The organism is Duganella fentianensis (assembly GCF_009857835.1).
Taxonomy (GTDB): domain Bacteria; phylum Pseudomonadota; class Gammaproteobacteria; order Burkholderiales; family Burkholderiaceae_D; genus Rugamonas; species Rugamonas fentianensis.
This window is the reverse complement of sequence record NZ_WWCL01000007.1, coordinates 16,278-28,096: the sequence shown is the minus strand read 5'-3', so window position 1 is coordinate 28,096 and position 11,819 is coordinate 16,278. Positions and strand designations below refer to the sequence as shown.

The 11,819-nt window shown below is 59.2% G+C and carries 12 protein-coding genes; 4 read left to right on the top strand and 8 right to left on the bottom strand.

Translation table 11 applies throughout. The annotated features are described in order from the left end of the window. Positions 1-284 precede the first annotated feature (284 nt). Entirely contained in the window at positions 285-500 is a 216-nt protein-coding gene (locus tag GTP23_RS21570; RefSeq protein ID WP_161037031.1) for a hypothetical protein, read from the top strand. Further along, on the top strand, positions 497-874 hold the full coding sequence (locus GTP23_RS21565) for a hypothetical protein (protein WP_161037030.1): 378 nt from the start codon (positions 497-499) through the stop codon (positions 872-874). The genes GTP23_RS21570 and GTP23_RS21565 overlap by 4 nt, the downstream gene beginning before the upstream one ends. 129 nt (positions 875-1,003) lie before the next feature. Here GTP23_RS21565 and GTP23_RS21560 read toward each other — a convergent pair whose 3' ends face one another. The 3 genes from GTP23_RS21560 to GTP23_RS21550 all read right to left on the bottom strand — a co-directional run bounded on the left by GTP23_RS21560 (position 1,004) and on the right by GTP23_RS21550 (position 5,567). Further along, on the bottom strand, positions 1,004-1,558 hold the full coding sequence (locus GTP23_RS21560) for a hypothetical protein (RefSeq protein ID WP_161037029.1): 555 nt from the start codon (positions 1,556-1,558) through the stop codon (positions 1,004-1,006). 246 nt (positions 1,559-1,804) lie between these two features. Next, positions 1,805-4,054 carry a hypothetical protein gene (locus tag GTP23_RS21555; RefSeq protein WP_161037028.1) on the bottom strand — a complete coding sequence of 750 codons (2,250 nt, stop codon included), beginning with the start codon at positions 4,052-4,054 and terminating at the stop codon, positions 1,805-1,807. After that, entirely contained in the window at positions 4,047-5,567 is a 1,521-nt protein-coding gene (locus GTP23_RS21550; RefSeq protein WP_161037027.1) for an SIR2 family protein, read from the bottom strand. Before GTP23_RS21550 ends, GTP23_RS21555 begins: the two co-directional genes overlap by 8 nt. A gap of 311 nt (positions 5,568-5,878) precedes the next feature. Between GTP23_RS21550 and GTP23_RS21545 the strand changes: the two genes are divergently transcribed. Beyond that, complete coding sequence (locus GTP23_RS21545; protein ID WP_161037026.1) at positions 5,879-6,754, top strand: hypothetical protein; 876 nt, start codon at positions 5,879-5,881, stop codon at positions 6,752-6,754. Positions 6,755-6,955: 201 nt separating this feature from the next. On the opposite strand, the gene GTP23_RS21540 is transcribed toward GTP23_RS21545, so the two are convergent. The 5 genes from GTP23_RS21540 to GTP23_RS21520 all read right to left on the bottom strand — a co-directional run bounded on the left by GTP23_RS21540 (position 6,956) and on the right by GTP23_RS21520 (position 10,948). Then, positions 6,956-8,218, bottom strand: coding sequence for a tyrosine-type recombinase/integrase (locus GTP23_RS21540; protein WP_161037025.1), 1,263 nt, complete (start codon positions 8,216-8,218; stop codon positions 6,956-6,958). Next, a complete protein-coding gene (locus tag GTP23_RS21535; RefSeq protein WP_161037024.1) occupies positions 8,215-9,012 on the bottom strand; it encodes a hypothetical protein in 798 nt (265 codons plus the stop codon). The genes GTP23_RS21540 and GTP23_RS21535 overlap by 4 nt, the downstream gene beginning before the upstream one ends. Positions 9,013-9,257: 245 nt before the next feature. After that, the gene (locus GTP23_RS21530) at positions 9,258-9,953 is read right to left on the bottom strand and encodes a hypothetical protein (protein WP_161037023.1); all 696 of its coding nucleotides are present in this window, start codon (positions 9,951-9,953) and stop codon (positions 9,258-9,260) included. A gap of 186 nt (positions 9,954-10,139) precedes the next feature. Further along, positions 10,140-10,433: a hypothetical protein gene (locus GTP23_RS21525; RefSeq protein WP_161037022.1), complete on the bottom strand. Its 294-nt coding sequence runs from the start codon at positions 10,431-10,433 to the stop codon at positions 10,140-10,142. A gap of 8 nt (positions 10,434-10,441) precedes the next feature. Then, on the bottom strand, positions 10,442-10,948 hold the full coding sequence (locus tag GTP23_RS21520) for a hypothetical protein (protein ID WP_161037021.1): 507 nt from the start codon (positions 10,946-10,948) through the stop codon (positions 10,442-10,444). 26 nt (positions 10,949-10,974) lie between these two features. Between GTP23_RS21520 and GTP23_RS21515 the strand changes: the two genes are divergently transcribed. Next, positions 10,975-11,802: a coiled-coil domain-containing protein gene (locus GTP23_RS21515; protein ID WP_161037020.1), complete on the top strand. Its 828-nt coding sequence runs from the start codon at positions 10,975-10,977 to the stop codon at positions 11,800-11,802. Positions 11,803-11,819: the final 17 nt, after the last annotated feature.

Below are 11,819 nucleotides of genomic sequence, written 5' to 3'. Positions count from 1 at the left end.
GGTGGGAAGTCCCTTTTTCGAACCACATGCCATAGGTGGAAATTCGCCAGCACCCGATTGACCGCAAATGTGGCAGGGAACGGCACCAAATTCAAGTACAATCATTTCCACACGACAACAAACCAAAACAATGAAAGGGAAAAAATGGTCGTTCGTGCCGAAGTTCTGAGGATTTGGCATCGCTTGATCGGGGCGAAATCCTCGGCGAAACAACCCACTTACGTTCCAGAAGATTTTTACGGCCGCGACCCACGCGGCACGTCGACATATAAAGATCAGTTCGAATGACGGGGCAGGCCGCCCGATGCTCGTACTTCGACAAGGAGATTTACGATTGCGCGGCCACCACCAAGTTGATCAGCCTGTTCATGCAGCACCCCTGGGTGAGGCTGGTCTATTTCAATGACCCGGCGGTCCAGAAGGCGGTGGGACGTGTGCGCAGCTGCATCGGCCACAACGACCACTTCCATGTGGAACTTTGGCCGAGGTATGCGTCGTGAGCGCGTACCGGATGGCGCTGCTTGTGGCGCTTGCCCTGTTCCCGGCGGAACGAGCCGCCGAGCAGCAGGAACCTTGGGATGGCCGGCCGAAGCCGCTGAACGGAGACTACCAGGTCTACGGCGGCACGCTGTCCGAGTCGGTGCCCCCGACCAGAAAGGACCGGAAGATCTCGTTCATGTTCACCGGTCCCCTTGGAAAGGATCTGTTCGAGCACATCGGTCCCGACTTGAAGGAAGCCTGTGGCGCCGCCCCTGATCACAGGACCCGGCGCAGGGGCGACCTCAGCTGCGTCTGGACCAAAGAGGGCGGGTACGTCTGTTATCTTGGCTTGGATGTGCCGACCGGGAAAAGCACCAGCGGATCAATCTGCTGACGGCCTTGGGGACACGGCGACCGGCGGCCGACAGCGATCGCGCGCGCAGCTGTTGGGGCGGGGGCGGCTGCGTCCTGGCCCCGCGGAGCACTGCGTCGCCGTCGGGCGCGATGATCGGCTTGGTGGGGATCAGGAAGGGGCCAGGGGTGTCCAGCCAAATTCGGCCTCGATATCGGGCCGGTAGCGCGTCCGGACCTGGCGTGGCGCTTTACGGATATATTCCTCGGCCAGAGCGCGCTTCTCCCCGGTCAGGCCACGCAAATAATGCAGCACCCGATCGATCCCGGGCGTCTGGCCGTCGTCGAAATTGGGGCGCAAGTCGGTCCAAACGGCGCCCGTGATACCGTGTCTGGCCGCCCACGGAGACAAATCGCTCATGTGCGGAGGATCTTCCTGGCCGGGGCGCCACTGACCGATCCGCCGCGCCCTGGCAGAGGGAGGGATACCCTCGCGCAAGGCCAGCGCTTCGATTGCCTGCGCCATCGCGTCTTGGGGGCACAAAGCCCAGAAGCCTGTCGAGGGCTGGGCGTCGCCGGCGAGCACCAGAGTCAGGCGGCCATTTTCCGACTTGCGGGCGAACTCGACACAGACTCGCGGCCCATCGCTAGACCAGGGGGACCCCAGAGGCAACGCGCGCGGATCCCAGACGAGGGAGCCCCACGCAATGTAAGCAAGGCGTTCCATAAGCCAGTCCGATCACAGTCGATTAACAAGGCATTATAGCCAAAAAGCATGCGCCATCTTTCCCGTCATGAAGCCCCCAAGGCCGTACCGGTCACAGGCCAGACCTTGGGCCTTGGCGTCAAAAACAGCGATCCGCCCTCGCGTTGGCCGTTCGTTTCCCGGTCAATGCCATCAACAGCTTGTGGCCTGTCGCGGGCGCATCCAACTGCAAGGCGACGAATGCAGCGGGCCGGCTCCCGGTGCCATTCAAGCTGTTAAATTGCGGATGCGCTCGAAGACCGGGTTTAAAAAACTGACCCCTCTATGGTTGTACTTGTTGCAGATTTTGCGCGCGATATCCACCTCGCCGCGGTCGGCAATGCCTTCGACAATGGCCACCACATCCTCTTGCTCGAAGTCTGGCAGGAATCTATCGGTAACAGCATCGAAGATTGCACTGACCGCCTTGGGATTGGCTTCAGTCAAGCGGCGCAGTTCGGACACCAGCGTATGGGCATGGAACTTCACGTTGGCGTGGAGCGCGGCGTTGAGCAGCAATGGCGTGGTTGACGCATCGAGCACGTCCAAGAAAACCGCCAGCTGGTTCAGCGCCGAGAGAAGTTCGGCATGCTCTTGTCCGGACGCGCGGATTGTCTGGTCCAGCTTTTTCCAAAAGCTCACAATCTTGGGCGCATCCGCGCCCGCCGGCCCCTGCGCGCGCAGCGTCCAGAAGAACCAGCACAGGCGCGACAAGGCCTCGGCATTGAGGTCGTTGATAACGCGCGCCATCAAGCTGGGTGCGCCGCCTGTGCCGTCGAGCGATTCAAGTTCGTCATTGAGGTAGGCCAGCCCCAGGAACTGCATCGCACGCTCCTGAACCTGATTTTTCTGGGTGTCCTCATAAATCATCCGGTACAGGTGGCCGCCATCGCGCAGCAGCTTGTATAGCCAGGGATAAAGGTGGTTCTGGTACGAGAATCCCTGCGCCGCGCAGACCCACGCTGCCTTATTTTTCAGCGAAAACAACCTGTTGAAATTGTCCACCACCCAGGTCGGGTCCAGGTAGTGCAGGTTGACGCAGTAGAGCCCGCCGAAGGTGGCGAATTCAAGATTCGCGCCCGTCTCGCTGGCATCGAGGGCGTCCGAATAGATCGGGCGCAACGCCGTCCAGACCTGACGCGCAGCTTCGCCGGATTTGTCCGCCCGCGCCATGGCAAGCGCTGCGACAAGGGAGGTTTCCAGGGCCTTGCCATAACGGCTGTTGATCATCGTCGACACCGCGTCCTTGACATCGGAAGTGTCATGGGGGGGACTGAGCTTGAGTAAGCTCAGGACCGCCGCCAAGCATGCATCCTGCAGCGTTGCCGGGATAGGATGGGAACTCGATTGAAAGCCGGCCTTTATCACGTCCGCGATGCCGGTCAACACCCACAGCGATGTGGGTTCAAAAACCCCGCCGAGGGACTGGTCATCCACAGGGCGCTCGGGATTGATGCCGGCGAGGATGGATTGAATCAACTGCACTGTCGCGGGCCAATCAAATGCACTCATTGGCAGAGAGAGGCGATCCTTCAGACCCGACAACAGGCCATGCTGATACGCGGGGTGGACATTGACGAACAGGGGAAATTTTCCAGCGAAACCATCTTCGCTCGCCTTGACCGCTTCCTGCAGATTGTCGGCCGCACCCCGATACGAAGGCCCGTCGAAAACGCTCCGGTCTGGCTTGAATGTCTCCATGAAAGCGCGCAGTTCATCGGACCCCATAGTCAGGAACTCGTCCGACGTCTTGGGTGTGGCGGCGCCAACCCAGCCGCCGGAGGAGAAGGACTGAAAGTCCACGTGGTCGTGGGCTGACCCGAATTTTTGCGTCAGCGATTGGTACCAGGCGTCGACTGCGCTGTCGCCTTGGCCGGCAATCGCGCTCAGCAGATCGCGACGGTGGTAATCCTTGAATTCAGCGGTGCGTGGATCGTCCTCATCCCAGTCGCCGGGCAACTCCTGCACCAGGTTGAGAAACTTTTGCCTGAGCGCCGGTGGGAAGTCGGCGTAATTGTGTTTCACCAGCCAGTATGCCTCGTGCCAGAATTCTGGCTTGAGCAGCCAGCCCGCGTCGAAGTGCTTCTCCAGTACGTCTGAAAAGGAGAGGAAATGTTTGTCGCATATATAAATTCCGACACGGACAATGGACGGAAAATCCGAAGTCAGCAGCGCAGCGAGGACGGGCGCGGCAGCTGCCTCATCTTTCCGGATGAAACCGATCATCGCATCCCGCAGGGCATCGATGTACACACTCGTCAGGCTTTCACCCGCATACGCGTCCTGCCGGTGCTCTTCTATCGCCTTGCGATGGACATAGGTGAACCTGTCATCCGTCGGCGAGCCGATGGCCCCCATGAGGCGCCCCATGAACAAGCGCACGGCAGCCTCACCGCACCGTTCCCCGAGCTTCTCGCAATGGCCTTCCAGCGCGTCTTTGACCTGGTGAGTTTTGAGCAGGGTTTTTTGTTCACGCATCTGATTTCTCTACGGTGATTTTTTCAATGAGCGCCAGGGCCTTTTCCGCGTCCGCAGGCGCCGGGCTATCCAGCAAGCGCGGAAGCAGACCAGCGCAAACGTTGTGCCCGATGAGATCCGCATTGAACATCGTGTTCAACCAGACGCCGATCATGTCGATATCCTTGAGCTCGATCACATTGAGGGGAAGCAGAGACATGATGGTCGCGCAGCTTGCCCAAATGCGCCAGTTGTCGAATCCATCGGAACTTCCGTAGGCGGTAAGTCTGCGCAGGACCGCCATGATGCGTTCCGCAGTCTCGTCGCGGGCCTCTGGCGCGATGTTTTCCAGATACCGCAACGCCGGCCAACGCGGCGCCTCATACAGGCGGCCACCGTCCGGCTCGTTGGTCACCACCAGCGCCGGCATGTTCGTGGGAGCGAAGAACCCGTTCGTCTCAAGTTCGTCAAACCACAGCGGATCCTTGATCGAATTTAGAAAGAACGGTGTGAGGCCCGGCTGCCTCAGTACGAGCTGAATGGCCGAAGCCCGGTTCAGCGCGTCCGATTCATCATTGATGAACACCTGCAGCTGATGCTGATAATCGAGCAACGAGGGCGTCTTGGCCTTGATCGCCGGCGCCCATGCTTCCAGCACATCTACCACCTGGTCATAGCCTTTCTCATCGATCTCGTAGTTAATGACACTGATGCCGCACTCGTCGCGAAAGTAACTCTCAGTGAATTCGTTTTGCTTCACCTGGTTGGACCGAACCGGGTTCAGCAGAAAATGCCTGGGCTCGGCGCCGGGATTTTTACCCACGGGATCGTTCGAACGAATAATATGCTCCAGGATTTCCAGCTCAGCGACACCGTACCCCAGGAACAATACCGTGCAGTAGGTGAACAGGTGGTTGAGAAACCTGATGACCTTCTCATCCGCGTAGTGCCGCATGTAATGGCGCAGGGAGATGATCATCGAATCCTCGTCCTGGTAGGCCCCGTGCAGATGAATGACAGCGCCTTTTTCGGTGAGCACATAGGGTAAAAAATGCTCACTCTTATAGTACTTCGCTTGCAGATAGTCGCTCGGCGGCCGGTCGGGGAGGGCGGCTTCGTCCTGACCTCCCTTGGTTGTCTTCTCCCGGTCGGCCTTGTGCGGCCATTTGTCATAGTTGGTGGTGACAACAATGGAGTTGAATTCTTTTAGAATTTCATACAAGCGCGCGCCGCGCTCCCAGGGCTGTCCTGGGTGCAGGATCGTTTCATAATCGATCTTGACGCCATTCTTCTTTGCCAGATTCATGGCGACCGACAGCGTACGGCGCGCATCGGGGATGGACCTCAATTGTTCAGCCTCCAGGAAGTTCAGTATTCCCGCTTTTTTCAACTCCCCGACCACGCCGTCGGCAAAGCCACGCCAGTCGGGACTGCCGCATAGCTTCGACGCGCCTGCGCCTACGAATATCACCAGCTCATTATTTTCTGCCGCGTTCAAAATCTGCGGGGGAACGGTGGGTAGTGTTTTACTCATATGTTGAACTGAGTGAGGAAAGTGGAACGTCGCAGACGCGTATGGCTAGCTGGAACGAAACGGAAAAAGCGCCCTTGATCCTGACGCGTTTGTCTCTTGCAATTATAGTCGGAGACGAACGACTGTTTGAGGCCACCTTGCCTTGAGCGAGGCATTCATCGTCACGGTGCGCATCGCCTCATCGCGCGCCCACTGAGAACGCGACTTCTGGATCAGGATGGAAGACACCTCCATGTGATCGAAATCCAATAAGGCGGACTAATGCGTGGCTGCCCCGCGATACAATGGCCACTTTGGGGGCAATAAAGGATATGGGTGGCTACTCGAAACGCATCAACAGTTGGGCCGGATTTGCCGGCACGAAGGAGCCAGGCTTTTGTGTGATCTGCGGTCGATTCGGCGAGCTGACCCGCGATCACGTTCCGCCGCGCGGTTGTGCGCAAATCGCCAACGCCGTATTGAGCCGCCTTACGATGGGGGCGCCAGGCGAGGGGCAACCGCGCAACACCATTTATATTCAAGGCGGTCTGAAATTCCAGACGCAGTGCGCGACCTGCAACAACGAACGACTTGGGCTGCACTTCGACCCGGAACTGAAGCATTTCGTGGATGGCATGCATGTTGGAATGCAGGCGGTGGCGAGGAATGTCGTGCTGCCCCGGATCATCCGGCTGGAAGCGAACCTGCATTTGGTCGCCAGGTCCATCATTGGCCATGTCCTGGCCGCCCACTCAGCGAATGATACCCAGATCTGGCGCCAAGACATTGGCGCATCCGAATCCTTGCGCCAGTATTTTCTGCATCCTGATCGCGCGTTTCCAGAAGAATGGCGTTTGTACTGCTGGCCATACCTGTCCCGCAAACAGGTGATCCTCCGGCACGCATCCTGGATGGACGTTTCCTTGTCTAGCCCAGCCCAAAAGACGGTGTATGGGCATGTGCTCAAGTTCTTGCCGTTCGGCTTCTGGCTTGTTCACAATCAGCCAATGGAGTTTGTCATTGATGCCCTCGACATTACTCCCCGAGGCGCACCTGACGCCGCAAGGGAGACGTGCTCCTTTGACCTTCGCCTTGCGCCTCACCATTTATATCCAGAAAATCCATCAGGCCATCGCCTCATGCTATTTGCCAATGAACAATCCTCGGTGGCGACACCGGATGCCAAAACAAGGACCAGCAAACGGTGACACTTTAGGGCCATGCATCCACGTGCCGGTGTGACTGAGATGTAGACGAAAAAGGATAGCCGCAAAAATCGAAACTCCCCATTTAAATCATCGGCTTAAACTAACTTCGGCGTAAAAACACGAATCCCGGCCGTTACTCACATCGGCTTGGCACGATTGAAAGCACAATGCCGGTCGAGCCCCCTCTGGTGTGCCGAACGCCTAGGCCGGGGAAACTGTCACCTGTTCGGCAAGCAACCCCGGGGTGGCCATATTCGTGGCGCGGATCAAGTCCAGTGCGTCCTGCTCGGTATAGACCATGGTCGTGGCCAAATCCCTGTGGCCGAGGAGCGCGGCGACCTGGCGGACATCCTGTCCGGTCAGCAAGGCCGATTTCGCAAAGGTGTGCCGCGGCCAGTGGGGCGAGGCTTGCCGCAGATGCGCGCAGCCGGTGACATCGCCGGCCTGCTTCAGGGCGTCGGCGGTGCGGGTCAGACGGCCTTTCACGATGTAATAGAGTCCGTGGCGGGTCGTCACCGGCAGCCAGGCCTGAAAGAACCGGCGTGACTCCACGTCCCGGATCGGTTTGCCGCCGATCACGATGGCGCCGCGGTCGGTGCGCGGCGACAGGATCAGCGCCCCCGTCTCTAGCGGAGCGGGCAGGGCGTCCATCCCGAACGCTTCCCGATAGGCGCCCAATGCCGCCATCACCGTCTTCGTGACCGGTATCGTTCTCTCCCTGCGTCCCTTTGCCGTTTCCTCGCGCACGACCATGACCCAATACGTCTTGCCGTCTTTCGGATCGGTGAGGCAGTGAAACGCGCCCATGGTGGCCTTGATCAGCTCGCTGGCACGCAACCCCAGCTCGCGTAGCGCGATGAAAATAAACCGGTCACGCGTGTAGGCTTGACGCGCGGCGAACGTCGCCTTCTCGGATGCCTCCATGGTGTCGAGCACAAGGTCGTATAAGTCCGGCACGACCGCGCGGTTGGCGTTGATCTTTCGGGTGGTGCCGGCGCCGTGCAGGCCCATCGGATTGATGGCGATGTAGCCCATCTCGCGCCAGACGCGGAACATGGCGTGGATGCAGCGCTGGATGTCCGACCGGCTGCTGGCCGACGGCTGCTTGCGAAAGGGAGAATATCCCTCGTCGTCGACGCCGGCGTAGGCGCCCGTCACTTCATCCTGCGCACACAGCGCCGAGTCGGGCAGGTCCGCGAGGAACCCATAAAAAGCTTCGACGTCCTGCACTGTCCAGCGAGACGGCGGCACGCCGTGCACGTTCTCGCAGAACCAGCGCAGCTTGGCGATGTGGTAGCGGTAGGTGGCCACCGTTTCGGGGGAATTGCGCCGGCCGCGGCTGGCGATCGCCCGCAGCCAGACCTCGGCGGCCTCCCAGTCGTCGGCCACCGGACCCAGGCCATGCGCCATCGGCGCCATCAATGGGGAGGGCAACGTGTTTACAGTATCAATCAGCTCGTTCAACGTGGGTGCTCCCTGGTCAGTTGGTCGGGGATCTCAGCCCCTTTTTGATAGGCGAGCCGACGGAACGATTCCATCAGCCGCTCATCGGCTCGGCGCTGCGCCTCCAGGGCGGCAACGCGTTCTTTCCACGCCCGGCCTTCACCGCGCGCCTCGTCGATCGACATCAGGGCGAATTTGCGCAGCTCCGCCACCTCGGCCGTCAGCGCTGCCACGCTGTCGGCCTGGCGGGCGAGGGCGGCGGTCGCCCGGGCCGCATCTTCGGCGTGGCGCCGGGCGCTGTGCTTGGCCACTTCCAGCTCGCTCGCCAGGGAGGCCGCCGTGGCGCGCAGGTCGGCCAGCTGTTGTTCCGCCTCCTGCAGGCGGTTGAGGAGGAACCGCGACTCGGCGCTGTCGGTGCGCTGCGCCGGGCGTGCGCGGTTGAGGTCCTGTTCGACCGCCTCGGCGATGCGCGCCTGCAGCGTGTAAAGGTCTGGCAGGGCGGAGGGAGGGGCGTCGGGCGCGCTTGGGGCCGGCGCCGGGCTTGGCTGCCGGGCCAGCTCGGCCGCCAAGCGGTCCTTTTCGTCGGCCAAGGTCACGGTCGAGGGGCGCCGGGCGGGCGCGAAGGCTGCGAGCAGGCGCCGGTAGATCGTCGGGCTGAAGAACTGGCCGGTGGCTTCATGGACGGCGAGGATAAACCCGCGCACGAAGGGGCGGTGGGAGTTGCCGCCGAGCGGGCAGGCCAGTTCGAGTTCGGCCACGCGCCGGGCCAGGATGCGGGCCTGCGGATCGGACAGGGAGAAAGCGGGACGGCCCATGGCGTGAACACCGTAGTCGGAATATAGAGGGATGGCCGGGATTGCGGATTTTTTCGCAGAAATTGCTTTAACTGATTGATCTATAATGAGAAATCGGCTTAAAGATTGCTTCTCTGACGATCTGTGCAATCTAGCCGAGAGGCCTCCCCTGCGATGCAACAAGCATATTCAGCTTTTTCGGCGATTCACGTTCCGTCAAAATGTGTAAAACCTGAATGTGGAGCCGCAAACGGCGGCAACCTTTCTCAAGCAGCTCCGTGACGCTTCAAATGTGCTTCCGTTACGCGGGCCGAATTGGATAACTCCAGCTCTATTCGCTCAGATAAAGGCTTCCACGCCTGATAGCGCGGCGGGTATAGTCGATCCAGATCAAAGCGAACAAGCGCATCTTTTGCAAGCATCAAGCTATCCCTCGATAACCCCATAAATGAGTTAAAAATGTTCACGGGCAGCTGACCCTCTCTCTGCCACCAATCCTCAACGCTACGCTCTTGCGCTTGGAGCACGTCATAGAAAGCGATCAGCGCCATCGCGTCGTCACCAGACAGATCGCGAAATTGAGGGGCGTCCGGATAAAGTGTCGGCATGTGCGGGAGGAAATCCTCTCGCTTATCGCCCGGCAGTTCTGTTTTTGCCGACGCGCAGATAAAATTGGCGCTGGCCCGTTGATGTATAAAGAGCATACGTTCGATTGCCCTATTTAGTTCCGCAGCAAAATATCGTCGAGCATCGCTCTCCCTGCGGAGCTTGTCTGCCGCATCTGCTTTCTTCTTATTAAATTCGGTAATGCCTGCGCCTAGTAGTGAGGCGGCAGCTCCGAACAAGGCGCCAGCAACTGTTGGAACAACATTCGTTAAGAGCAAGATGCCCCCAGCGCCAAACAGGCATGCTGATAGTACGATATGTGGGCTTCGGACACCTATGGTGGCGATGCGATTCATGACAGTTTTCGTATTAGTGCGCGGGTCTTGCATTATTTCTCCGTCGTTATGTACTGCTAAATGGTCCCATATCAAGCGCATGCGAGCCGACCGTCAGAGCTCAAGGCCGCTGCGCCTGAACTGGCCAAGCATTTTTGGCGAATGGCCCTTTTTAGCTGGCCAGCAAAAATGGACGTTTCGCCAAATTTAGACTTCATCCATGCGAAGCTGCCCGGCGGCGTAAAAATCTTTCACCCCTGCCCAGGCTTCAGGTATTTGGAAGCAATAGCTCCCCTCTGGCAAAGCTTCAAATTCCTCGCACGTCATTGTTGCCGGGCCTGGCTGCTTGTTCACCGCGTTCTCCTTTGCAAACCACGCCAACGACTGGAATTCGAGCGCCACTCGCGCGAAGTGAAGCTCGCTGATATGCAAAAGTGATGCGGTGTGCAGCAGCTTGCGCACGCCGGCCGGGGACAAATCTAAAATTTCCTCATCGTTCATCATCATCCTCAAGTTTGATGAATCGTCGTGCCTTCGCTATCTAAAAATTTCCCAGATAGCGCATCTTCGACGAAGCGCAAGCCGATAGCCCTTTGCTCGTCTGGCGAACCATTCATGAGGCCGGGGTATCTGGCTTCCATCTCGGCAGCGCAAGCGCCTTGCAGGTCCGGTTCCGTCGCCAGAATCCACACGTTATATGCCTGCACGATCATCGGCGTCTGCTCGCCAAACAAGCACGCACAATCGTGGGCGGCCACAAACAGCATCAGCTTGTTGTCCCGGTCACTTAACTCGATCACCGCGTCAAGATTTCCGTCCGCATCAGGATGCTTCAGGAAATTGCGGGCGCCATTCAAAATCTCGAAGATCTGCTTCTGTGTGCTGTCTGGATAGGTGGCCGCGATCTCGTCATAAAAGCGGTTGATGCCGGCCATTTGGCAGTGCCTCTCATAGATCTCGCGCGCGGCGCAGGCCAGCGTGTGGATCGCCACCATGTCGCCATCATTCAAGTACATTCGGATTGCGACGGCCAGCTGCCGATTTGCGGCATCAGCCTTCGATATGGTTTGCTGCGCGGATTCAGGAGGAAGCGGACGAACGGTACGCTGCGCGGACCAACGTCATTGAAGCCAAGGTGGTGGAACAACAGGCGGCTATGCAGTCCATCGAAGCGGAGAACGCCCGCTTGCGCGCGCAGATTGCCGCTATCGAAACGGCAAACCGACAATACGAAGCTGCGGTGGCGGGCGCACAGGAAGCGTTGTCGCGGGAGACTACGGCCCGCCAACTGGCAGAACAAGAAGCCAATAGCCTGTCCCAGAGACTGGCGGAAAACGAAGCCCATCGCCGGTCGCTGGAGGAAAAACACCAGCATGCGCGCGACGCGTTGGAGCACTATCGCCTCGCGGCAAAAGAGCAACGGGAGGCCGAATCGCGCCGGCACGAACTACAGGTTCAGCAACTGCAGGCGGAGCTGCGTCAGGCCAACCAGACGCTGGTCGGGAAGAATGACGAAATCACGATGTTAAACCGCGATGGCGCCCGGTTTATGGCGGAGCTCACTCACACACGCCAGGCGCTGCGCACTGCCGAAGAGTATGCAAAGCGGCAGCTCGATGAGCTCGAACGTCTACATGCAGTCCAAACTGCCTATGAACAACTGATCACCCAGATGGCCGAGCGTGAGGCACGCGTTGCAGAGCTCCAGGATCAGCTTGCAACCAGCCTCGGCGAGCAGGACAAGCAGACGTCGCAGGTACGTACTCTTGAGCTTGCACTTGCCCAAGCGCGAACCCAGGTCGAGATGCAGGAAAAAATGAATGCCCAGTTGCAGGAACTTTTGGCAACCGGGCATAGGCCTACTAGCTAAGACCACGCGCGCTACGA

What these genes read in the sequence shown, in the direction of transcription:
- GTP23_RS21570 (WP_161037031.1), top strand. Translation starts at nt 285, where the DNA reads ATGACGGGGCAGGCCGCCCGATGCTCGTACTTCGACAAGGAGATTTAC.
- GTP23_RS21560 (WP_161037029.1), bottom strand. Translation starts at nt 1,558, where the DNA reads ATGGAACGCCTTGCTTACATTGCGTGGGGCTCCCTCGTCTGGGATCCG.
- GTP23_RS21555 (WP_161037028.1), bottom strand. Translation starts at nt 4,054, where the DNA reads ATGCGTGAACAAAAAACCCTGCTCAAAACTCACCAGGTCAAAGACGCG.
- GTP23_RS21550 (WP_161037027.1), bottom strand. Translation starts at nt 5,567, where the DNA reads ATGAGTAAAACACTACCCACCGTTCCCCCGCAGATTTTGAACGCGGCA.
- GTP23_RS21545 (WP_161037026.1), top strand. Translation starts at nt 5,879, where the DNA reads ATGGGTGGCTACTCGAAACGCATCAACAGTTGGGCCGGATTTGCCGGC.
- GTP23_RS21535 (WP_161037024.1), bottom strand. Translation starts at nt 9,012, where the DNA reads ATGGGCCGTCCCGCTTTCTCCCTGTCCGATCCGCAGGCCCGCATCCTG.
- GTP23_RS21530 (WP_161037023.1), bottom strand. Translation starts at nt 9,953, where the DNA reads ATGAATCGCATCGCCACCATAGGTGTCCGAAGCCCACATATCGTACTA.
- GTP23_RS21525 (WP_161037022.1), bottom strand. Translation starts at nt 10,433, where the DNA reads ATGAACGATGAGGAAATTTTAGATTTGTCCCCGGCCGGCGTGCGCAAG.
- GTP23_RS21520 (WP_161037021.1), bottom strand. Translation starts at nt 10,948, where the DNA reads ATGTACTTGAATGATGGCGACATGGTGGCGATCCACACGCTGGCCTGC.